Origin of the sequence: Polaromonas eurypsychrophila (assembly GCF_014641715.1) — a bacterium.
Taxonomy (GTDB): Bacteria; Pseudomonadota; Gammaproteobacteria; order Burkholderiales; family Burkholderiaceae_C; genus Polaromonas; species Polaromonas eurypsychrophila.
The window spans coordinates 151,149-170,979 of the sequence record NZ_BMIG01000007.1 but is presented as its reverse complement, the minus strand read 5'-3'; the positions used below and the strand labels follow the sequence as shown (position 1 = coordinate 170,979).

Below are 19,831 nucleotides of genomic sequence, written 5' to 3'. Positions count from 1 at the left end.
TTCAGCCGTGTGCGGCGCGTGAATCGGCGGGCGCCTCGTCGCGCTGGTTGAGGCCGTAGTCGCGCGTCACCTCGGCGATGCGCAAGCGGTAATCCATGAACATGGTGCTGCGGCCCGCGTTTTGCGCGGCGCGGTGGGCGTCCAGGTTGCGCCAGGCGGTCAGACAAGCGTCGTCGCGCCAGAACTGCAGCGACAGCAGCTTGTCAGGCTCACTCAGGCTCTGGAAGCGCTCGATGGAAATAAAGCCGTCCATCTTGAGCAGTTCGGTCTTGAGCTCGGCCGCCCAGTTCAGGTAGCCCTCTCGGTGGGCTGGGTCCGGCCAGACTTCAAAAATTACTGACACCATCGAGCGTCTCCTTGGTTTGCAGTTGTCATTTTTCAAAAACCGGAATGCGGGCATTGCCCAGAGGCCGAAACCCCGTCTGCCGCCCGATACAGGAATAAAATCGGCCTCCAGCCCATGTCGAACGGGCGCAAGCAGCTACTGTTTCGATAGCAATAGCCGCGCCTGGACAGGCGTGGGAGCCTGCACCGAAACCGAGGCTGCGCCGGTTGGCACGTTGCGGATCAAAGTGATCGGGCTGCGGGTTCAGCGCCTCGTCGCGGTTGCCGCTGGCCAGCACCAGCAGCATGCCCTGCCCCTGTTCCACCGGCTGGCCCGCCAACCGAAGTGCCCGCACAGCAAAGCGCCGGCTGTTCTGGATCGGTGCCTGATGGCGTTCGACCTCCGCCACGAACTCGCGCATGGCTTGCGGCGAGCAGCGGGCGGTGGCGGCCAGTTGCGGGTGCTGGGCCAACATCAAGACCGTGTGGCCCAGCAAACCGGCCGTCGCGTCCAGCGACTGCTGCATCAGCGCGATGCGGTTGACCGCCTGCACTGCGTTCAGGCCCTCGGCGCTTCCCTGAGCCATCAGGGCCTCGGCGGCCTGCGAAGCAAGTGCCACGGCCGCCTCTGAGGCGCCGGGAGCGATGCCCTGCACGAACTGCTGCACCAGATCGCAAGTCACGGCCAGAACGCTTTCGGACACCAACAGCAGCCGCGCCATCACCTGCACCGGCAAGTTGCTGATCAGCGCGTTGGTTCCCATGGGCGGCTGCAGGTCGGCGGCTGCCATCTCACTGGCCCGCGCCACGTCGGCCAGACTCCAGCGCCCTGCCGCCCGCACCACCGCCGGCTTGTGCGCCGCGTGAAAGGCGCCGTCCGTCATGCGCACCAGTCGCGCAAACACCTCGCCTGCCGCCGTGCCCTGCAGGGCCGCAGGCACCGGCTCGTCCGGCGGGCGCACGTTCAACGAGGGGTGGTGCAAAGCCTCGCTGATCACAGCCTGGCTGCTGGCGACCCAGAGCTGCAGCCTGACATCGAAATACAGCGGCTGGGTTTCGCGCAGCTGCCGGTAATACGGCCAGGGATCGGCATGGGTGACGGCAGCGACGGGATCAGCAGGCGGTTTGATGGCCGCTTCAAACATCGCCATACACCGGTTCGCAACGGACCTCGGTGCGCACCGAATTGGCAATAAAACATTCCTCATTCGCCTCGTGATGCAACTGGTTCAGTTGTTCGCGCGTTGGCAGGTGGTCCCCGAAATAACCCACCTTGGGCCTGAGGGTGACCACTGTCATGGCCATTTTTCCCTGCGCATTCTTTGCCATGATCCCGACCGCTGCGTCGCAATAACGGTCCACACAGAACTTGCGTTTGGCGGCGATCGCCAAAAACCACAACATGTGACAGCTGGCGAGCGAGGCCACGAAGGCTTCCTCCGGATCAACCGCCGCCGCGTCAGACATCGGAAGCGGCACTGAGTGCGGCGACGACGAGCCCGCCACTTCGGCTCCGCCGTCAAAACGCATCAGGTGCCGCCGGCTGTAGCTGCCTTTCAAAAAATCCTGCGCGCCGCGCTCCCAGAAAATCTCCGCTGTGTGCTCGACCATCGTGCGTTCCACCTCTTGCTGAAAGGGCTCCAGTGTCGCTATCCTTCCAGTCCTTGTCGAGCAACAACAGTTTGTCCAGGATAAAACCATGCATGCAGAACCCGACCTCGCCCGCCTCGCCGCAACCGTGGGCGATGCGCGCCGCATCCAGATGCTGGCACTGCTGATGGAAGGCCGCGCACTGACCGCCAAAGAGCTGGCGCTCGGTGCCGGCATCACGCCGGCCACCGCAACGGCCCACCTCAAGCGCCTACTCGACAACGGCCTGCTGGCGAGCACCTCGCAAGGGCGGCACAAATACTTCCGTCTGGCCTCGGAGCATGTCGCGCACTTGGTGGAGTCGCTGATGCGTGTCGCACCGCGGCGTCAGCCCGAGCCGGCCCAGGCCGCCGAGCCCATCCGTCAGGCCCGCTTCTGTTATGACCACCTGGCCGGCAGTCTGGGCACTGGCTTATTGGCGCTCCTGCTGCGCAAGGGCTGGCTGGTCAGCGACAGCAGCGACACGGCGGCCAAGCAACTCGAGCTCACGCCCAAAGGCACCAGGGCCTTCACCAAGCTGGGCCTCGATCTGGCGGGCACCCGCGCGCGGCGCCGGCAATTCGCCTGCCGTTGCCTCGACTGGTCGGAGCGGCGCGACCACCTGGGCGGCGCACTGGGCGCTGCGCTCGCGGAACACCTGCAGGCCGAGCGCTGGATAGAGCGAAGGAAACACAGCCGCGTGGTGGCCGTCACCGCGCTGGGCCGCGAGCAGTTGGCGCAGTGGGACCTGCACCTGGGCTGATGCGGCGTAGCAGCGCATCGGCCATCCACGCTCCCCAGCACCGCAAAACACAAGCGGCAGCACCCGCAAGCGGCCCGCGCTGTGGTTTTTCAGGGCGAGCACACGCATCACAGGAGACAGACAGCGTGTTCGTCGGGAAACCGGCCCGGCGCAGCACGGCCAAATTGGTCATGCGCCGCGCATCGCGGCATGCGGCGCATGCGGGCATGGTCTGGATTTCCTGCGCTGACAAGTCCGCCGCTCAAGCGTGCGCAGCACAAATGCCGTGTACTGGCGCGGCGTTATGCGCGCTACCTCCTGTGCTGCATGAGGCCAGCGCGGTCGCGTGCGCGCAGGTCGGGTGCCAACAAAAGTGCCGGTGAGCACGGCGATTTTTCAGTGCTGCGGCGCGCGCGCCCGGTGCGCGAGATGCGCCTCAGTGCGGCTGAGGCATGATTTTCATTGGAGGTTTTTCGATTTTCAGAGGTAAATCAGCAACAAAAAAGACCAAAAGAATTCGGTTTTCCCTATGAAACAGTGGTTTTCTCCAGTAGCATCCCCCTTGCCAGTGAAGAGTAGTTATCTGCATTGGTGATTTATCAACTTCTAGAAGGAAAATCAATCATGGCAACTGCAAAAAAAGCACCGGCAAAAAAAGCGCCCGCTAAAAAGGCTGCACCGGCAAAGAAAGTAGCTGCGAAGAAAGCAGCTCCAGCAAAGAAGGCCCCTGCGAAGAAAGCAGCACCGGCAAAGAAAGTAGCTGCGAAGAAAGCAGCTCCAGCGAAGAAGGCCCCTGCGAAGAAAGCAGCACCGGCCAAAAAAGTAGCAGCGAAAAAAGCGCCTGCCAAAAAGCGTACGCCCAACGCAGCGTTCATGAAGCCTTTGACACTGAGCCCGGCTTTGTCGGCTGTGGTTGGCGCTGCTGCGCTGCCACGCACCGAGATCGTTCGCAAGCTCTGGGTCTACATTAAGGCCAAGGGTCTGCAGGACAAGATCAACAAGCGCATGGTCAACGCCGACGAAAAATTGCGTGCCGTTTTCGGCAAGGCGCAAGTGTCGATGTTCGAGATGGCTGGCCTGATCGGCAAGCACGTCAAGTAAACGTCGCGAAGGACTTGCTCCGCGTTCGCGCGGGACAAGACCGGTAGAAGGGCCACGCAAGTGGCCCTTTTTTTTTGTCCGCGCTAGCCTTGCAGGTTGAGCCCCGATGTGAGTTTCTTTTGCAAGCAGGGGCCGCGGAACCGGCTTTGCCGGGCCGCAAGGCGCAGCGCCCCCTCGGGGGGCAGAGAGCTACGCGGAGCGAGCGAACGTGGGGGCTGTAAGCTTTGCGTTCGTGATTGCCGAGAGCGTACCGCGCGTGCTGATGACTTCCGGGTCCAGCATGATCTCAATCAGCGCGCCCTCCTTGCCCTGCAGCGCCTGCCGCATCACGGCCTCAAACTCTTCGGTGCGCGTGATACGTGTGGCGGTGTAGCCGTAAGCCCGCGCCAGTGCGCAGAAGTCCGGGTTCTGCAGGCTGGAGCCGCTGACGTGGCGCGGGTACTCGCGCTCCTGGTGCATGCGAATGGTGCCGTACATGCCGTTGTTAAGCAGCAGCACGATGCTTTTTGCGCCATGCTGCACAGCCGTGGCCAGCTCCTGGCCGTTCATCAAAAAATCGCCGTCGCCGGCAATCGTGAAGACGGTCCTGCCCGTGGTGATGGCCGCCGCGATGCCGGCAGGCACGCCATAACCCATGGCACCCACCGTGGGTGCGAGCTGGGTCTTCAGGCCCTTGACCAGCCCGTGATGCTGGAAAAAGCGGTGCACCCAGCTCGCGAAATTGCCGGCGCCGTTGGTCAGCACGGCGTCTTGCGGCAACAGCTTCTTCAGCGTGGCGACGATGGCCGGCATGTCGATGCTGCCCGGCAGCACCACACCGCCGTTGGCCGGATCAATGTTGGCGAGATAGTCCACGTTGGCCGCCTCTGCCCAGGCTTGCCAGGGCACGGTCACCGGTGCGGTCAGCACCTCCAGCGAACGCGCCGCGGCATTCATCGTGGCGTTGATAGCCAGATCGGCCTGGAACACGCGGTTGAGCTCCTCCGCACTGGCATGGATGTGCACCAGCTTCTGTTTGGGCCGCGGTGCCTCGATCAGCGTGTAGCCGCCTGTCGTCATCTCGCCCAGGCGCGGACCAATCGCCAGGATCAGGTCGGCCTGCTTGATACGCGCGGCGAGCTTGGGGTTCAGGCCGATGCCGACATCGCCGGCATACAGCGGGTGGTGGTTGTCAAAGGTGTCCTGAAAACGAAAGGCGTTGCCAACCGGCAGCGACCAGTTCTCGGCAAAGCGCTGCAGCGCCTGCGCGGCCTGCGGCGTCCAGCCGCCGCCGCCAGCGATCACCAGCGGGCGCTCGGACTGCAGCAGCATCTCGCGCAGTTTGCGCAGCGAGCCGGGGTCGCTCGAGGCCTCGACCGCTTCCACGCGCGGCAGCGGCTCCAGGTCCACGGTTTGGGTCAGCATGTCTTCCGGCAGCACCAGCACCACCGGACCAGGCCGCCCGTTCATGGCGGTGGCAAAAGCCCGCGCCACGTATTCAGGGATGCGCCGCGCGTCATCAATGCGCTCCACCCGTTTGGCCATGCCTTTGGTGGAAGGACCGAAGAAGCTGCTGTAGTCCACCTCCTGGAACGCCTCGCGGTCGCGCGTGTCGCTGGCCACGTCGCCAACAAACAGAATCATCGGCGTGGAATCCTGGAAGGCGGTGTGCACACCGATGGAGGCATTGGTGGCGCCGGGACCCCGCGTCACAAAACAGATGCCTGGCCGACCGGTCAGCTTGCCGTGGGCTTCCGCCATGAAGGCGGCGCCGCCCTCCTGCCGGTTGATGACGAATTGAATCTGGTCGGGATAGGCGTGAAAGCCATCGAGCACCGCCAGATAACTTTCACCGGGAACGCCAAAGGCGTGGGTGACGCCCTGGGCCACAAGGCATTGAACAAGAAGATGGCCGGCAAGTTGTGTTGTCATCTCCTGATTGTGCCGCTGGAATGTGGCCCCCACGGTTGCTCACTTCGTGTAGCGCCATGCCCCCCGAGGGGGCCGCTGCGCCTGCGGCCCGGCGAAGCCGGTTCTGCGGCCCCTGATTGAAGGGGATCTTGCCCCTTCACTCGTTGAGTGCTACTCCGGTGTACCTGCATCTCCGTCTCCGCCGCCGGCTTCCAGCGCCTGCCGGGCCAGTTCCTCGTCGCTCAAGGGCGGCGCGTTTTCGAGGGCCTGGATTTCCTCGAGAAACTCGGCTGTCGGCTCCTCATGTTCCAGCAGCACTTCCTCCAGCTTTTGCCGGCCGGTTTCCGCGTGTACCGAGGACGAATGCAGCTCGGTCGGCGGTACCGGAAACTTTTCGCCAAGCTCGAACTTGAGCGCTTCGGACTTTTCGTCAACCCAACTGGCGAAGTCGCCGTCTTTGGGGGTGGTCGCATCATTCATGGCCGTCTCCTTGAAGTGGCAGCGGCGCGGGTGGCCGGTACCTGCTTCATTATGGGCGCGGCTTGCTACAGTCGCTGTCATCCCATGCCGTCTTCGGCACGCTGCGGCCGCATCAGGCGTCGTCTTGCATTAATTCACCAAACAGTTAAATTACCCGCCATGCCAAGCGTCAAAGCCAAACCCGCCAAAACCGCCGAGCCGCGCTCGCGCGATGCCGACCGTTCCCAGCTGGCCATCCTGCTGGCGGCCCGCGACGAGTTTGCGCAGCACGGCCTGGGCGGTGCGCGGGTGGACCGCATCGCCGAGCGCGCCGACGTCAACAAACGCCTGATCTATTACTACTTCACCAGCAAGGACGAGCTGTTTTTGGCGGTGCTGGAGCAGGCCTATGCCGACATCCGCGAGGCCGAAAACCAGCTGCACCTGCGCGACATGCCACCGGCCCAGGCAATCCAGCGCCTGACCCAGTTCACTTGGGAGTACTACATCGCGCATCCCGAGTTCCTGACCCTGCTCAACAGTGAAAACCTGCACCAGGGCCGGCATCTGGCGATGTCCGGGCGGGTGCGCGACATGAACTCGCCGCTGATCCAGACACTGGCCGAGATCCTTGAGCGCGGGCGCAGCGAAGGCCTGTTCCGCGGCGGCATCGACCCGATCCAGCTGTATGTGTCGATTGCCGGCATGGCTTATTTCTACCTGTCGAACAACCACACGTTGTCAGCCATCTTCGGGCGTGACTTGATGACACCCAAGGCGCGCCACGAGCGCCTGTCCCACATGTGTGACGTGATCCTGGGGTATGTCCTGAGAAACTGAAGCACCGCCGCATGAAGACATGGCCGCGAGTGTTTTACAATTTTTAATTCACTTAATGGTGAATTAAGCGTAAACTCCGCCTGTTTGTGTTTGCCGGATTTCCGTTTCTTCAAAATGCCCTTCAGGAGACAACCATGACCTTTGCACGCCGCGCCGCCCTGGCTTCGCTCACTTCCCTCACCGTGCTGGCCGCGTTCTCGCCGCTGGCCGCCAGCGCCCAGGGCACTTACCCCAGCAAGCCGATCCGCGTGATCGTGCCCTTCGCTGCAGGCAGCACCACCGACATCATTGCCCGCGCCATCGCCGACAAAATGGGGCAGAGCATGGGCCAGACCCTGATCATCGACAACCGCGGCGGCGCCAGCGGAACCATCGGCCAGCAGGCGGTGGCCACAGCAGCACCGGACGGCTACACCATCATGATTCACTCGTCCTCACACACGGTCAGCCCCTCGACCTTTGCCAAGCTGCCTTTTGACACCCTGGGCGACTTCGTGGGCGTGACGCCGATCTCCAGCACACCCAATGTGCTGGTGATGTCACCCTCGAAAAACATCAAGACCCTGCAGGAATTGCTGGCCGCGGCGCGCGCCAAACCCGGCAGCATGAACTTCGCTTCTGCCGGCCAGGGCAGCGCAACGCATCTGAACGCGGAGAAGTTCAAGCTGGCTGCGAAGATCGAAGCCACCAACATCCCGTTCAAGGGATCCGGCGAAGCGGTCACCGAAGTGATGTCCGGTCGCGTCGATTACTACTTCTCGCCGATTGCCCCGGTGATCGGCCAGATCCGCGGCGGCCAGCTGGTGGCCCTTGCCGTCGGCTCGCCAAAACGCGCCAGCGCCCTGCCCCAGGTGCCAACCACGGCCGAAGCCGGCGTGCCTGGTTCCGAGTTCAACTTCTGGATCGGCATGATGGCCCCGGCAAAGACGCCACGCGACATCGTCAACCGCCTGCACGACGAAGTCGTCAAGGCGCTGAACACGCCTGAAGTGAAGGAGCGTTTCGCCACGCTTGGGGCCGATGCCTGGACATTAAAGCCCGATCAGTTTGACGCCTACATCAAGGACGAGATCAAGAGCAACGCCGTGCTTGTCAAAGCCGCCGGCCTGTCGCCCGCACCCCAGTAATTTTCCGCGAGGAGATCGCGCCTGCGCCGGACGGTTGAAGCATTTTGCTTTGGCCACGCCGGCCCGGTGCGGCCGCCGCATTCCACCAGCCCCAAAGGAAACCCATGGCCACCCAACGACTAGGACTCATCATGCACGGCGTCACCGGACGCATGGGCATGAACCAGCATCTGATCCGCTCCATCGTCGCGATCCGCAAGCAGGGCGGCGTCACGCTCTCCAACGGCGACAAGGTGATGCCCGACCCGATCCTGATCGGCCGCAACGCCGAAAAGATGGAAGCCCTGGCCAAGGCCTGGGACATCGCCCGCTGGGGCACCGACCTTGACGAAGCGCTGAAGAACAAGGACGACACGCTCTTTTTCGACGCCGGCACCACGCAGATGCGCCCCACGTTGCTGGCCAAGGCGATACGCGCCGGCAAACACGTTTACTGTGAAAAGCCGATTGCCACCAACCTCAACGAAGCCGTCGAGATTGCCCGCCTGGCGGAAAAGTCCGGACTAAAACACGGCGCAGTGCAAGACAAGCTTTTCCTGCCCGGCTTGCGCAAGCTCGACATGCTGCGCCGTGCCGGCTTCTTCGGCAAGATGCTGTCGGTGCGCCTGGAGTTCGGCTATTGGGTGTTTGAAGGCGACCTGCAGCCTATCCAGCGCCCGAGCTGGAACTACCGCACCGAAGACGGCGGCGGCATGATTCTGGACATGATGTGCCACTGGCGTTATGTGCTGGACAACCTGTTCGGCGAGGTCAAGTCCATCTCCTGCATAGGCGCGACCCACATCCCTGAGCGCTGGGACGAAACCGGCAAGCCCTACAAAGCCACTGCCGATGACGCTGCTTACGCCACGGCCGAACTGATCGGGCACAACGGCGAACCGGTGATCGCGCAGATGAACATGTCCTGGGCCACCCGCGTCAACCGCGAGGACCTGGTCACCTTCCACGTCGACGGCACGCACGGCTCCGCTGTCGCCGGCCTGAGCTCGTGCAAGGCCCAGTCGCGCGTCAACACGCCGCGCCCGGTCTGGAACCCGGACGAAAAGCAGACGATGAATTTCTCCGACCAGTGGCAGGAAGTGCCGGACACCCAGGTCTACGACAACGGCTTCAAGATCCAGTGGGAACACTTCATCCGCCATGTGGTGGAAAACGAGCCCTACAAATGGACCCTGCCCGAAGGTGCCAAAGGTGTGCAACTGGTCGAAGCCGCGCTCGAAAGCTGGAAAGAACGCCGCTGGGTGGACGTCTCGGCGCTACAGGTTTGATAGCTAAGTACCTATATCCGACATGGGCTTAAACCCGATTTGATACACATAAAAAGGTGATTTGATGGCTTTGACCCTTTCCCTGCCCGTGCCCGCAGGCGGCCTGCAGGCCTACACGCTGCAAGGCAGCACGCCCGTGCGTCCTGTCGCCGGCAAAAATACCGTGGCGTTCAACCGCATCGCCTACTCGGCCGCCCACGTCGTCGCGGACCCACTGGCCGTGGTCGACCCCTGGGTCAACTGCGCCGTCGATTGGGACGCGACCATCGCCTACCGCCGCCACCTGTGGTCGCTGGGCCTGGGTGTGGCCGAAGCGATGGACACGGCGCAGCGCGGCATGGGCCTGGACTGGCCGACCTCCCTCGAACTGATCCGCCGTTCACTCGAAGCCGCCAAGGATATTCCGGGGGCGCTGGTTGCTTCCGGCTGCGGCACTGACCACCTGCTGCTGGAGAACGTCAAGACTGTTGACGAAGTAATTGCCGGCTACGAAGCGCAGATGGCTGCGATTGAAAAACTCGACGGCAAACTTATCGTCATGGCCAGCCGCGCATTGGCCCGCGTGGCCAAATCACCGGCCGACTATGAACGTGTCTACGACCGAATCCTGAGCCAGGCCAAACAGCCGGTGGTGCTGCACTGGCTGGGCGAGATGTTCGATCCGGCGCTGGCCGGCTATTGGGGAACGAAGAATGTGGACGCGGCGATGGACACAGCGCTCGGCATCATCAAGGCGCACCCCGCCAAGGTTGACGGCATCAAGATTTCACTGCTCGACAAGGGCAAGGAAATCGCCATGCGGCGGCGCCTGCCCTCGGGCGTGCGCATGTACACGGGTGACGACTTCAACTATGCCGAGCTGATTGCTGGTGACGGCCAGGGAAGCGAACTGTTCCACGGCCAGAGCGATGCGCTGCTGGGCATCTTCGATGCGATTGCGCCAGCCGCAAGTGCGGCACTCGGTGAACTGGCCCAAGGCAACATAGACACATTCCACGCCATCCTGGGCCCCACCGTGCCGCTGTCGCGCCACATCTTCGCGGCGCCCACGCGTTTCTACAAAACCGGTGTCGTTTTCATGGCCTGGCTCAACGGTCACCAGAAGCACTTCACCATGGTGGGCGGCCAGCAGAGCACACGTTCGCTACAACATTTCGCTGAGTTGTTCCGCCTGGCCGATGCAGCGAATCTGCTGGAGCAACCGGAGCTGGCGGTGCAGCGCATGAATACGCTGCTGGCTTTGCACGGAATCGAACACTAAACCCGCCGTGCCTGTCGTCCCGGGCCTGACCCGGGATCCATCCAGGCGCGCCAACATGGATGCCGGATCGAGTCCGGCATGACAGGACTCTGATATGCGCGACTTCACCACCGACCACCGCTGGCTTTCCATCAACACCGCAACCGTGCGCAAAAGCCACGGTGTCGAGCAGCCGCTGACCGACATCATCGAAGCCTGCGTGAAGCGTGACATCCGGGCGATCTCGCCCTGGCGCGACCAGGTGGCAGCCGCCGGCCTGCCAGCCATTTCGAAACTCGTCAAAAAGCACGGCCTGGAGCTGTCGGGTTATTGCCGCGGCGGCATGTTCCCGGCTCTTGATACTGCCGGCCTAAAAGCTGCGCGTGACGACAACCGCCGCGCGGTGGACGAAGCCTGTGAGCTCCATGCCGCCTGTCTGGTGCTGGTGGTCGGCGCGCTGCCCGGCGCACTGGCCGGCCAGGCCGCTCACAAGGACCTCGCCTTGTCGCGCAACCAGGTCAGCGACGGCATTTCCGAACTGCTGGAGTACGCCATAACCAACAAGATGCCGCTGGCCATCGAACCACTGCATCCGATGTACGCCGCCGACCGCGCCTGCATCAACACCATGGAGCAGGCGCTCGACGTCTGCGACGCACTCGATCCGGGCAAGACGGGTGCGTTGGGCGTGGCAGTGGACGTGTACCACGTCTGGTGGGACCCCAAGCTTGAAGCGCAGATCCAGCGCGCTGGCAAGGAACGTCTGCTGGCCTTCCATGTCTGCGACTGGATGCTACCCACCACGCACCTGCTGGAAGACCGCGGCATGATGGGTGACGGCGTGATCGACATCCCCCGCATACGCGGCTGGGTCGAAGCCCAGGGTTTTGCCGGCTACAGCGAGGTCGAGATTTTCTCGTCGGGCAACTGGTGGCAGCGCCAATCGGCTGAGGTACTGGACACCTGCATCGCCAGACACCGCAGCGCCGTGTGAACCCCGGCATCCGTGCAGGGCTTGTACATTTTCCCTTCTGCATCTGTCGCCCCTGTGATACGGTCTGGGGCCTGCTCACTCGATTGATGCGAGATGCCCCCCATGAAACGCCGTGACCTTCTGCTGCAGCTTGTTCCCGCGATGGGTGCGGCGAGCGCGCTGGCACAAACCCCTGCCCTGCCACAAGTCCTGTCCAAGCCCATCCCATCGTCAGGCGAGCAGATCCCGGTGGTCGGCCTTGGGACCTGGATCACCTTCAACGTCGGCAATGACGCGGCGGCACGCGCGCAGAGCGCTGAAGTCATTCGGCAGTTCCTTGCGGCCGGCGGTAAGCTGATCGATTCTTCGCCAATGTATGGCTCGTCCCAAGGCGTGATCGGCGAGGGCCTGCAGAAACTGCAGGCGCAGTCCAGAGTATTTTCTGCAGAAAAAGTCTGGACCTCCTCGGACGGCGCCGCCCAGATCGAGAGCTCGCGCAAGCTCTGGCAGATGCCGCGTTTCGACCTGCTGCAGGTCCACAACCTGCTAGCCTGGGAGAAACAATTGCCGCTGCTGCAGGCCATGAAAGCCGCAGGCCAGTTACGTTATGTCGGTATCACCACCTCCGAAGGACGGCGCCACAGCGAATTCGAGCAGCTGATGCGCAACCAGCGCATCGACTTCGTGCAGCTTAGCTACAACCTGCTGGACCGCGAGTCCGAGCAGCGCCTGCTGCCGCTGGCGCGCGAGCGCGGCATCGCCGTGCTGGTGAATCGGCCTTTCCGCGAAGGCGCGCTGCTGCGTCAGTTGCAGCGCCACCCGCTGCCGGCCTGGGCGGCCGAGATTGACTGCACAGGCTGGGCGCAGGTCGCGCTGAAGTTTGTCGTTTCGCACCCGGCAGTGACTTGCGCCATCCCGGCCACCAGCAACGCCGCCCATCTGCGCGAGAACATGGGCGCGGCGCGTGGACGTTTGCCGGACGCCGCCTTGCGTCACCGCATGGCCGACGATGTGGCAAAGCTCTGACCATGTTCGAGTGGTGGACCTACACGCTGTCGGATTTTCTGATGTTTTCGCCCAGGACTTACTGGCGAATGATCGAGCTGTACAACCGCGACGTCTGGCCGCTGCACCTGCCGTTGCTCGTGGCCGGGCTGGCAGCGCTCTGGCTCGCTGCCGCCCGGCGCGCCCACGCCTTTCGCTGGAGCGCTTTTGGACTCTCCGCCGTCTGGTTGTGGGTGGGATGGGCTTTTCTCTGGGAGCGTTACGCCGTCATCAACTGGGCCGCGCAGTATGTGGCGGTGGCCTTTGCCGTGCAGGCGGTGTTGCTGCTGGTCGCGGGCCTGGCGCACAGGCAGGCAACTGCGCCGCCGCTGGCAGCCTCGCAGGGTATGGGTTGGCTGCTGGCCATCGCCGGGTTGTTGTATCCGTTGCTTGCTTTGGCCGCTGGCCGGCCGGGGGTGCAGGCCGAAGTTTTCGGCATGGTGCCTGAGCCCACCGCGCTTTTCACACTGGGCCTGCTGCTGCTCGCCGGGCTCCCGGCCTCAAATGCATGGCGTTTTCTGCTTTTCCTCATTCCCCTGCTCTGCCTGCTGCTGGGCGCGGCGACCGGATGGACCTTTTTGAATTGAACACCTCACCATGACCCTGCGCGCTTCCGCCGCTGCCAACCGGCGCGGCATCCTTTGCATGATGGGTGCGATGGGCTGCTTCGTCACCAACGACGCGCTGGTCAAATTCGCCAGCCAGAGCATGCCCAGTGCACAACTGATCTTCATTCGCGGCTTTATGTCGGTGCTGCTGGTGCTAGTCGCTGCTCACGCGCTGGGCGCCACGCCTCGCCTGCGCGAAGCCACGCGCGGCTGGGTTGCGATCCGCGCGCTGGTCGACGCCATCGCCTCCCTGCTTTACCTCAGCTCACTGTTTCACCTGCCGATTGGCAATGCCACCGCCATCAACCTGGCCGCGCCGCTGTTCATGACGATGTTTGCCGCACTCTTCATGGCCGAGCGGGTGCGCGGCGCGCGCTGGCTGGCGGTCGGTTTCGGCTTCCTCGGTGTGTTGCTGGTGATCCAGCCGCGCGCCGAAGGTTTCAACGCCTGGGCGCTGGTCTGCTTGCTGGGCACGCTGTTTCATGCCGCGCGCGACCTGATGACGCGCCGCATTCACGCCAGCGTCCCGTCCATCCTGATCACCCTGGCCACCGCCGTCGCGGTCACGGTGGTGTCGGGCCTGGGCTCGCTGCTGCAGGGCTGGCAGCCTTTCGGCCTGTTCGAGCTGGGGCTTTTGAGCCTGGCCTCGGTCTTCCTCACAGGCGGCTATTACTTCATCATCAACAGCATGCGCCACGGCGAGATGACACTGATTGCGCCCTTTCGCTACAGCGGTCTGCTGTTTGCGCTGGTGCTCGGTTACGCGGTGTGGGGTGAGGTGCCGAACACGCTGGCCTGGTTCGGCATCGCGCTGCTGATCGGCTCCGGGCTGTATGTGCTGGTCAGTGAAAAGCGGCGTTTGCCCGAAGCCGCGGCGGCGCCACCCGACTGAAGATATATGGGAAGCTCCTCCATCAACTTCATGGCCTCCTCGCTCGAACTCGCGCGGCGTCTGATAGGAGCGATGCCAATGGTGGACGGCGTGGGTGGGCGCATCGTCGAGACCGAGGCCTATGACCGTGAAGACCCGGCCTCGCACAGCTTTGCCGGCCCGACTCCGCCCAACGCCGCCATGTTCGGCCCGCCCGGCCGTGCCTGCGTTTATCCCGAAGGTGTGCGGGTGGTCAGCGGGCCGCGCATCGGAATTTCCAAAGCCGTGGACCCGCCCTGGCGCTTTGGCTTGGCGGGTTCGAAGTTTTTGAGCCGCTCCTTCCGTTAGCGCACTGAGGCGTAGCTCGGACATGAAGGGCATCGACGGGGAAAACCACGTTGACAAGCCTTCCCTGGAGCGCAATTATCCGCTTGCCCCAACGGCACACTGCCGCAGAGTGACCGCTGACGCACGCGCAGGCTTTTATAAGAACGCATGACGGGAATGCATGAAAAAACTGATTTGGATCACTTCCGCTCTTTTCGCCGGCTCACTTCATGGCCAGGAACTGACGCAGTACCTGTCCGCCATCGCCCCCGCTTTGCCCAAACTCGAGTTACGCCTGGAAGGCAAGGAGTTGGGGATCTTCAGCAACCTGTCAAACGGATTTTTCAAACCCAGGGGCACCGGTCCTTTTCCTGTCGTGGTGCTGGGTCACACCTGCGGCGGCGTCAAGGAGCCCCACTTGAAAGAACGCGCGCGCGAACTGCTGGACGCAGGTTTTGCGGTCATGATTCTGGACAGTTTCGGACCGCGCGGCCTGCCCCAATGCCGTGGACAGACAGTGATCACCTCGAACGGTACCGTCCGGGACGCCTACCAGGCGCTAGACGCCCTTGCCACCGTTGCTGACGTTGACAAGAGTCGCATTTACTTTTCCGGGTACTCATGGGGCGGCGTCGTGGCGCCTATGCTTGCCAGTCCGCAGTCGTCACAACTTTTTGGTTCGGGACTTCGCTTTCGTGCTCTGGTGTCCAACTACGGTGGTTGCTCCTACCTGATAAAAACGGGCGGCAGAAGAATAACCTATCTCGCGCCCGACGTTGATCGCCCGTTGCTCATGCTGTTGGCAGGCAACGACAAGGAATTCAATCCGGGGGATTGTTTTCCGCTCATGCAGGAAATGAAGGCAGTGGGCAAGCCGGTAGAGTGGCATGTGTATGAGGGCGTGCATCATGCTTGGGACCAGTCCAACCACCGTGGCAACTATTCCGTCGTCACTGGCTCCGGCGAAACCAATGTTTATTTGTACAACGAGCCGGCGACCAGGGATTCTTCACGCCGGATGGTGGATTTTTTCAATCTCCACCGCTAGTGTGAACGCTGCACCGACTCTGCTTTTCGTCAGGCCAATGCTTCGTCCCGCGGGGCGCGCCTGACCCGCCGCACATTAAACGCACTGGCAATCAGCACACCGAGCATCAGCGCCAGCCCAAGCAACACGCCGCGATACATCTGGTGGTCCATCATCAAGCCGAAGACCAGCGGCGACACGGCCTGCCCGATGTCCAGACCCGCATAGACCACGCCGTAAACACGGCCCGTGGCATTTTCAGGCGTCGAGCGTTTGACCAGCAGGTCACGCGACGGCCCGGCGATGCCTGACGAAAAACCCATCAAACCAAACAGCAGCGGCACCACCCAGGCTGGGAAACTCCCCAGTGCCAGCACCAGCGCGATGACCGCTGCCATGCCAAAGCCGGCACCGACGATGCGTTCGCAGCGTGCCGGGTCCGAGGCCAGAAAACCGCCCGCCACCATGCCACCGGCGCTGCACACCATGTAAATCGTCAGGCACATGGCCACCAGCGCCAGCGGCACGTCATGCAACTGGCGCGCGGCTTCCGGCGCAAAGGCCTGCACCACGCTCAGCACAATCGCGTACCAGAAGAAAAATGCAAAGCACATCCACACCGCCGGGATCTTCAGGAAGTCCAGCGAGCCGTCAGCCGCCGCCGCGCCTTTGACCGGCGGCGCCACCACGAGTGTGAGCTTGTCGCGGTTGAGCATCAGCACGGCCAGCACCCCAAAGGCCAGCGCGCCGGCGGCCATCAATGCCACGCGCCACGAATACGCAAAGGTGAGCGTCACCACCAGCGCCGGCGCCAGCGCCCAGCCCAGGCTGCCGGTGATGCCGTGCACGCTGTAGGCATGGCCCAGGCGCGGCGCGCTGACCTTGCGGTTGATCAGGGTGTAGTCCACCGGGTGGAACACGCCGTTGCCTATGCCGGCCACCACGGCGAAGGCCGCCATCATCCAGTAGCTGGTGCTGACCGCATAACCAAATGCCGCCAGACCCAGCAGACTCAGCCCCGCGAACAGAATCGGCCGGGGGCCGAAACGGTCCACCACAAAACCAGACAGCGCCTGCACCGCGCAGGACACCAAGAAGAAAATGGTCATCAGAAAACCAAGCTGCGCGTAGCTCACGCCGAACTCGTCCTTGAGCCAGGGAAACAGCGGCGCCAGCAGCAACTGGCTGAAGTGGCTGATCATGTGCGCCAGGCCAACCAGGCCGATCACGCCGGCGTCCTGGCGCAGGCTGACGGGGTTGAGGGCCGGCGGATTCAGGGTGTTTGTGATGCTCATGGCGCTATCGTAATATTGGGCCTGAATTCCTGAATGCGACGAAAAGACATTATTTAGCGAATTTCAGCCAACCATGCCACGGCCTTCCAGCCCCCTCCCCGCACGTCCGGCCCTGATCTCGGTCGACGGCATTGACGCCTTCACGCCCAGTCCGGCGCGACCAGTGCGGGTGCGGGCCCGCAGCATGCCGGCGGACACTCACTTCAAACCGCACCGCCACGGCTGGGCGCAACTGGCCTACTGCGCCAGTGGCATCGTGCAGGTGACCGCCGCCACGCCTGACGAGGTCACCTACATCGTGCCGCCCTCACGCGCGGTGTGGATCGCGCCCGGCGCGTTACACGCCATCAACGTGCTGGAGACGGCCGAGTTCCGCACGCTCTACATCCACGCCAACGCCACACCCGCCGGCTGGCAGGGCTGCCGCGTGATCGTGGTGTCGCCGCTGCTGCGGGAAATGGTTTTGTCTCTGGAGATGAACCCCCACGCTTCGCTGCCCCCCGAGGGGGCCGCTTTTGCCTTGGGGCGGCCCGGCAGCAAAACTCAGGGTGGCCCCGTGCTCAGCAAGGCACGCGAAGCGCTGCTGAGCGCCCTGCTGATCGACGAGATCACCCACGCGGACACCCAGCCGCTGGGCGTGCCGCTGCCGCATGCAGAACACGGCGACAAGCGCCTGCGCGCGCTGTGCGAGGCCGTACTGCGCGCGCCAGCCGAGCGCGCCACGCTGGCCGGGTGGGCAGCCGACATGGGCGCCAGCGAGCGCACCATGGCGCGCTTGTTCCGCGACGAACTCGGCACCAGCTACCAGCAATGGCGCCAGCAGGCCATCCTGGCGCACGCGCTGCCGCTGCTGGCACGCGGCACGCCGGTCAGCCAGGTGGCGGCGGCCAGCGGCTACGCCAGTGACAGCGCGTTTTCAGCGATGTTCAAAGCCGCCATGGGTCAGTCGCCGAGTTATTTCCAGAACAAAAAAGGACTCTGACCCATATCCAGTGCGCGTAAACAGCTATCAAAAAAGCAGCGAGTTGAAACCTGGCAGCGCCGGGGGATCAGGTTGAGCGCAAGCAAAAACAACCCCGCGTGGCTATCATGACGGATGAACTTTCCGGTGTCGGTAACCCCAAGCAAGATGGCCAGGAGTCTAGCGACTGCTTTACTCGCTTTCAGCATGCTGGCGATCAGTACACAGCTTTACGCGCAGTCGCCCGAGCCGGAGCCGGAGCACCCAACGCTGCTGAGCGCGGTCAACGCCATCCGGCAGCAGGGCTGCGGTGAAAGCCCGGCGCAAACACCGGCGCTGCGCGAAAACGCAGTGCTGTCGCGCGTCGCGGCATTGCTGGCCGATGGTAGCAAGCTCAACGATGCCCTAAAAATCGCGAACTACCGCGCCGTGCATGCCACACAGATCAACTTGCGCACAAGGATCGGGTCCGCAGCACTGACGCCGAACACACTGGGCAAGTCCTGCGCGATGGTGCTGCGCCCGCGTTTGACTGAAGCCGGTTTTCACCAGCGCAGCAACCATCTCTGGGTGGTGGTCGCCCAACCCTTTGTTGCGCCCGCCGCCGCGCAGGGCGTGCAAGTCGAGGCTCGCATCCTGGCACTGGTCAATGCCGCGCGCGCCCAGCCGAGGCACTGCGGCAAGGATCTGTTTGTTGCCGTGCCGCCCCTGCTGCACCAGTCCCTGCTCACAGAAGTTGCAGCGGGCCATGCCGCGGACATGGCGCAGCACAGCTACTTCAACCACACCGCCCGCGACGGCAGCACGGTCGATGTGCGTGTCACCCGCGCCGGCTATCGCTGGCGCAGCATTGGTGAAAACCTGGCTGCCGGCCAGGCGACGCCCGAGCTGGCCGTGCAAAGCTGGCTCAACAGCCCCGGCCACTGCGCCAACATCATGTCGCCGGCTTTTGTTGAAATGGGTTCCGCGTTTGTGGTGAACACCAAAAGCAAGTCGGGGATTTATTGGGTGCAGGTGCTTGGGGCGGGACGCTAATCATCGCGCAGCAGCGCATGCCCTTGCACGCCAGTACTGCGTCCCGTCTAGCGCTTTCTCAATCGATCTGAATATTCGCACTCTTCACCACAGCGCCCAGCCGCTGAATCTCCGAAGCAATGAACTTGTTGAAATCAGCCGGCGAAGTCGGTGCGGCAATCACCCCTTGGTCCGAGAAGGACTTGACCACCTCCGGCATGCGCAGGATGCGGCCGACCTCGGCGGAAATCTGATCGACCACAGCCTTGGGCGTTGCGGCCGGCGCGACCATTCCGTACCAGTGGTCGTAGATCATGCCGGGCACGTAAGTCGAAATCACCGGCAGGTTGGGCATCACGGGTGCCGGGTCAGCGGTGCTGACGGCCAGCGGCAACAGCTTGCCGTCCTTGATGAAGGGCAAGGTCAGCCCCAGCGGAGACCAGTAAAGCGCGGAGCGTCCGGCAACGGTATCGACCAGCGCATCGCCGGTCCCCTTGTACGGCACGTGCACGATGTCGAGTTTGGCCATGGCCTTGAACATCTCGCCATTGAAATGGGTGCCACTGCCGATGCCCGCCGAAGCAAAATTGAGCTGGCCGGGTTTGGCGCGGATCAGTGTCAGCAATTCAGGCACCGACTTGACGCCTAGCGAAGGCGCCACCACCAGCACGTTGGGCACGCTGTTGACAAAAGTCACGCCAGTGAAGTCACGCAGGGTGTCGTAAGACAGTTTTTTGTAAAGCGTGGGGTTGATCGCGTGTGACGCCGAGGTGATCATCAGCGTGTGGCCGTCCGGCTCTGCGGTGGCGACAGTCCGGCTGCCAATGGTGCCGCCGGCGCCCGGCCGGTTGTCCACGATGACGGCCTGGCCCCAGACGGCCTGCAAGCGGCGGCCAATCTCACGCGCGACCAAATCGACCTGGCTGCCCGCCACAAAGGGCACGACGATGCGTACCTGTTTGTTTGGAAATTTCTCCTGCGCCTGCACTGCCGGGGAGCCGCTTGCGACCAGCAAGGCCACGCCAACAATTTTTGCAATTTTGAAAAACATCTTGTCTGTCTCCTGTCTAATAATTTTTTGATGAACGAAG

The 19,831-nt window shown here is 63.2% G+C and carries 21 protein-coding genes; 14 read left to right on the top strand and 7 right to left on the bottom strand.

Annotated features, from left to right (window positions below):
- Position 1: 1 nt before the first annotated feature.
- The 3 genes from IEX16_RS11705 to IEX16_RS11695 are packed head-to-tail and all read right to left on the bottom strand — an operon-like array spanning position 2 to position 1,935.
- A complete protein-coding gene (locus IEX16_RS11705; RefSeq protein ID WP_188708666.1) occupies positions 2-346 on the bottom strand; it encodes an antibiotic biosynthesis monooxygenase family protein in 345 nt (114 codons plus the stop codon).
- 25 nt (positions 347-371) lie between these two features.
- A complete protein-coding gene (locus tag IEX16_RS11700; RefSeq protein WP_188708665.1) occupies positions 372-1,475 on the bottom strand; it encodes a cytochrome P450 in 1,104 nt (367 codons plus the stop codon).
- Positions 1,462-1,935 (bottom strand): OsmC family protein, encoded by a 474-nt coding sequence (locus tag IEX16_RS11695; protein ID WP_188708664.1) that lies wholly within the window; start codon positions 1,933-1,935, stop codon positions 1,462-1,464. Before IEX16_RS11695 ends, IEX16_RS11700 begins: the two co-directional genes overlap by 14 nt.
- An 88-nt stretch (positions 1,936-2,023) precedes the next feature.
- Between IEX16_RS11695 and IEX16_RS11690 the strand changes: the two genes are divergently transcribed.
- Both IEX16_RS11690 and IEX16_RS11685 read left to right on the top strand, forming a co-directional pair.
- Positions 2,024-2,716 (top strand): ArsR/SmtB family transcription factor, encoded by a 693-nt coding sequence (locus tag IEX16_RS11690; protein ID WP_188708663.1) that lies wholly within the window; start codon positions 2,024-2,026, stop codon positions 2,714-2,716.
- A gap of 603 nt (positions 2,717-3,319) precedes the next feature.
- Positions 3,320-3,796 carry an SWIB/MDM2 domain-containing protein gene (locus IEX16_RS11685; protein WP_188708662.1) on the top strand — a complete coding sequence of 159 codons (477 nt, stop codon included), beginning with the start codon at positions 3,320-3,322 and terminating at the stop codon, positions 3,794-3,796.
- 189 nt (positions 3,797-3,985) lie between these two features.
- Here the strand turns inward: IEX16_RS11685 and IEX16_RS11680 are convergent, their stop codons facing one another.
- Entirely contained in the window at positions 3,986-5,707 is a 1,722-nt protein-coding gene (locus IEX16_RS11680; RefSeq protein ID WP_188708661.1) for a thiamine pyrophosphate-binding protein, read from the bottom strand.
- A gap of 150 nt (positions 5,708-5,857) precedes the next feature.
- On the bottom strand, positions 5,858-6,166 hold the full coding sequence (locus IEX16_RS11675) for a hypothetical protein (protein ID WP_188708660.1): 309 nt from the start codon (positions 6,164-6,166) through the stop codon (positions 5,858-5,860).
- Positions 6,167-6,325: 159 nt separating this feature from the next.
- Here IEX16_RS11675 and IEX16_RS11670 point away from each other — a divergent pair, with 159 nt between their 5' ends.
- From IEX16_RS11670 to IEX16_RS11625, 10 genes are all read left to right on the top strand, one after another.
- Positions 6,326-6,985: a TetR/AcrR family transcriptional regulator gene (locus IEX16_RS11670; protein WP_188708659.1), complete on the top strand. Its 660-nt coding sequence runs from the start codon at positions 6,326-6,328 to the stop codon at positions 6,983-6,985.
- A 134-nt stretch (positions 6,986-7,119) separates the two neighbouring features.
- Positions 7,120-8,112 carry a tripartite tricarboxylate transporter substrate binding protein gene (locus tag IEX16_RS11665; RefSeq protein ID WP_188708658.1) on the top strand — a complete coding sequence of 331 codons (993 nt, stop codon included), beginning with the start codon at positions 7,120-7,122 and terminating at the stop codon, positions 8,110-8,112.
- 104 nt (positions 8,113-8,216) lie between these two features.
- Positions 8,217-9,380 (top strand): Gfo/Idh/MocA family protein, encoded by a 1,164-nt coding sequence (locus IEX16_RS11660; protein WP_188708657.1) that lies wholly within the window; start codon positions 8,217-8,219, stop codon positions 9,378-9,380.
- Positions 9,381-9,444: 64 nt separating this feature from the next.
- A complete protein-coding gene (locus IEX16_RS11655) occupies positions 9,445-10,641 on the top strand; it encodes a dihydrodipicolinate synthase family protein (protein ID WP_188708656.1) in 1,197 nt (398 codons plus the stop codon).
- A gap of 94 nt (positions 10,642-10,735) precedes the next feature.
- Positions 10,736-11,614 (top strand): sugar phosphate isomerase/epimerase family protein, encoded by an 879-nt coding sequence (locus tag IEX16_RS11650; RefSeq protein ID WP_188708655.1) that lies wholly within the window; start codon positions 10,736-10,738, stop codon positions 11,612-11,614.
- Between the two features lie 93 nt (positions 11,615-11,707).
- Positions 11,708-12,619, top strand: a complete 912-nt coding sequence (locus IEX16_RS11645) for an aldo/keto reductase (RefSeq protein ID WP_373288329.1) — start codon at positions 11,708-11,710, stop codon at positions 12,617-12,619.
- A gap of 2 nt (positions 12,620-12,621) precedes the next feature.
- Positions 12,622-13,224 (top strand): DUF6064 family protein, encoded by a 603-nt coding sequence (locus IEX16_RS11640; RefSeq protein ID WP_188708653.1) that lies wholly within the window; start codon positions 12,622-12,624, stop codon positions 13,222-13,224.
- Positions 13,225-13,234: 10 nt separating this feature from the next.
- Complete coding sequence (locus tag IEX16_RS11635; RefSeq protein ID WP_188708652.1) at positions 13,235-14,137, top strand: DMT family transporter; 903 nt, start codon at positions 13,235-13,237, stop codon at positions 14,135-14,137.
- Between the two features lie 6 nt (positions 14,138-14,143).
- Positions 14,144-14,464: a DNA-3-methyladenine glycosylase gene (locus IEX16_RS11630; protein ID WP_188708651.1), complete on the top strand. Its 321-nt coding sequence runs from the start codon at positions 14,144-14,146 to the stop codon at positions 14,462-14,464.
- A gap of 160 nt (positions 14,465-14,624) precedes the next feature.
- Positions 14,625-15,491 carry a dienelactone hydrolase family protein gene (locus tag IEX16_RS11625; RefSeq protein ID WP_188708650.1) on the top strand — a complete coding sequence of 289 codons (867 nt, stop codon included), beginning with the start codon at positions 14,625-14,627 and terminating at the stop codon, positions 15,489-15,491.
- Between the two features lie 29 nt (positions 15,492-15,520).
- On the opposite strand, the gene IEX16_RS11620 is transcribed toward IEX16_RS11625, so the two are convergent.
- A complete protein-coding gene (locus IEX16_RS11620) occupies positions 15,521-16,765 on the bottom strand; it encodes an MFS transporter (RefSeq protein ID WP_188708649.1) in 1,245 nt (414 codons plus the stop codon).
- A gap of 73 nt (positions 16,766-16,838) precedes the next feature.
- On the opposite strand from IEX16_RS11620, the gene IEX16_RS11615 reads away from it, so the two are divergent.
- Together IEX16_RS11615 and IEX16_RS11610 are read left to right on the top strand one after the other, a co-directional pair.
- A complete protein-coding gene (locus IEX16_RS11615) occupies positions 16,839-17,747 on the top strand; it encodes an AraC family transcriptional regulator (RefSeq protein ID WP_188708648.1) in 909 nt (302 codons plus the stop codon).
- Between the two features lie 186 nt (positions 17,748-17,933).
- A complete protein-coding gene (locus IEX16_RS11610; protein ID WP_188708647.1) occupies positions 17,934-18,761 on the top strand; it encodes a CAP domain-containing protein in 828 nt (275 codons plus the stop codon).
- Positions 18,762-18,819: 58 nt separating this feature from the next.
- On the opposite strand, the gene IEX16_RS11605 is transcribed toward IEX16_RS11610, so the two are convergent.
- Positions 18,820-19,791 carry a tripartite tricarboxylate transporter substrate binding protein gene (locus IEX16_RS11605; protein ID WP_188708646.1) on the bottom strand — a complete coding sequence of 324 codons (972 nt, stop codon included), beginning with the start codon at positions 19,789-19,791 and terminating at the stop codon, positions 18,820-18,822.
- Positions 19,792-19,831 lie beyond the last annotated feature (40 nt).

Bases quoted from the DNA above. Each gene is read 5' to 3' on its own strand.
- IEX16_RS11625 (WP_188708650.1), top strand. From the start codon at position 14,625: ATGAAAAAACTGATTTGGATCACTTCCGCTCTTTTCGCCGGCTCACTT.
- IEX16_RS11675 (WP_188708660.1), bottom strand. From the start codon at position 6,166: ATGAATGATGCGACCACCCCCAAAGACGGCGACTTCGCCAGTTGGGTT.
- IEX16_RS11660 (WP_188708657.1), top strand. From the start codon at position 8,217: ATGGCCACCCAACGACTAGGACTCATCATGCACGGCGTCACCGGACGC.
- IEX16_RS11655 (WP_188708656.1), top strand. From the start codon at position 9,445: ATGGCTTTGACCCTTTCCCTGCCCGTGCCCGCAGGCGGCCTGCAGGCC.
- IEX16_RS11640 (WP_188708653.1), top strand. From the start codon at position 12,622: ATGTTCGAGTGGTGGACCTACACGCTGTCGGATTTTCTGATGTTTTCG.
- IEX16_RS11615 (WP_188708648.1), top strand. From the start codon at position 16,839: ATGCCACGGCCTTCCAGCCCCCTCCCCGCACGTCCGGCCCTGATCTCG.
- IEX16_RS11620 (WP_188708649.1), bottom strand. From the start codon at position 16,765: ATGAGCATCACAAACACCCTGAATCCGCCGGCCCTCAACCCCGTCAGC.
- IEX16_RS11645 (WP_373288329.1), top strand. From the start codon at position 11,708: ATGCCCCCCATGAAACGCCGTGACCTTCTGCTGCAGCTTGTTCCCGCG.
- IEX16_RS11635 (WP_188708652.1), top strand. From the start codon at position 13,235: ATGACCCTGCGCGCTTCCGCCGCTGCCAACCGGCGCGGCATCCTTTGC.
- IEX16_RS11665 (WP_188708658.1), top strand. From the start codon at position 7,120: ATGACCTTTGCACGCCGCGCCGCCCTGGCTTCGCTCACTTCCCTCACC.
- IEX16_RS11605 (WP_188708646.1), bottom strand. From the start codon at position 19,791: ATGTTTTTCAAAATTGCAAAAATTGTTGGCGTGGCCTTGCTGGTCGCA.
- IEX16_RS11670 (WP_188708659.1), top strand. From the start codon at position 6,326: ATGCCAAGCGTCAAAGCCAAACCCGCCAAAACCGCCGAGCCGCGCTCG.
- IEX16_RS11685 (WP_188708662.1), top strand. From the start codon at position 3,320: ATGGCAACTGCAAAAAAAGCACCGGCAAAAAAAGCGCCCGCTAAAAAG.
- IEX16_RS11650 (WP_188708655.1), top strand. From the start codon at position 10,736: ATGCGCGACTTCACCACCGACCACCGCTGGCTTTCCATCAACACCGCA.
- IEX16_RS11610 (WP_188708647.1), top strand. From the start codon at position 17,934: ATGCTGGCGATCAGTACACAGCTTTACGCGCAGTCGCCCGAGCCGGAG.
- IEX16_RS11700 (WP_188708665.1), bottom strand. From the start codon at position 1,475: ATGGCGATGTTTGAAGCGGCCATCAAACCGCCTGCTGATCCCGTCGCT.
- IEX16_RS11695 (WP_188708664.1), bottom strand. From the start codon at position 1,935: ATGGTCGAGCACACAGCGGAGATTTTCTGGGAGCGCGGCGCGCAGGAT.
- IEX16_RS11705 (WP_188708666.1), bottom strand. From the start codon at position 346: ATGGTGTCAGTAATTTTTGAAGTCTGGCCGGACCCAGCCCACCGAGAG.
- IEX16_RS11630 (WP_188708651.1), top strand. From the start codon at position 14,144: ATGGGAAGCTCCTCCATCAACTTCATGGCCTCCTCGCTCGAACTCGCG.
- IEX16_RS11680 (WP_188708661.1), bottom strand. From the start codon at position 5,707: ATGACAACACAACTTGCCGGCCATCTTCTTGTTCAATGCCTTGTGGCC.
- IEX16_RS11690 (WP_188708663.1), top strand. From the start codon at position 2,024: ATGCATGCAGAACCCGACCTCGCCCGCCTCGCCGCAACCGTGGGCGAT.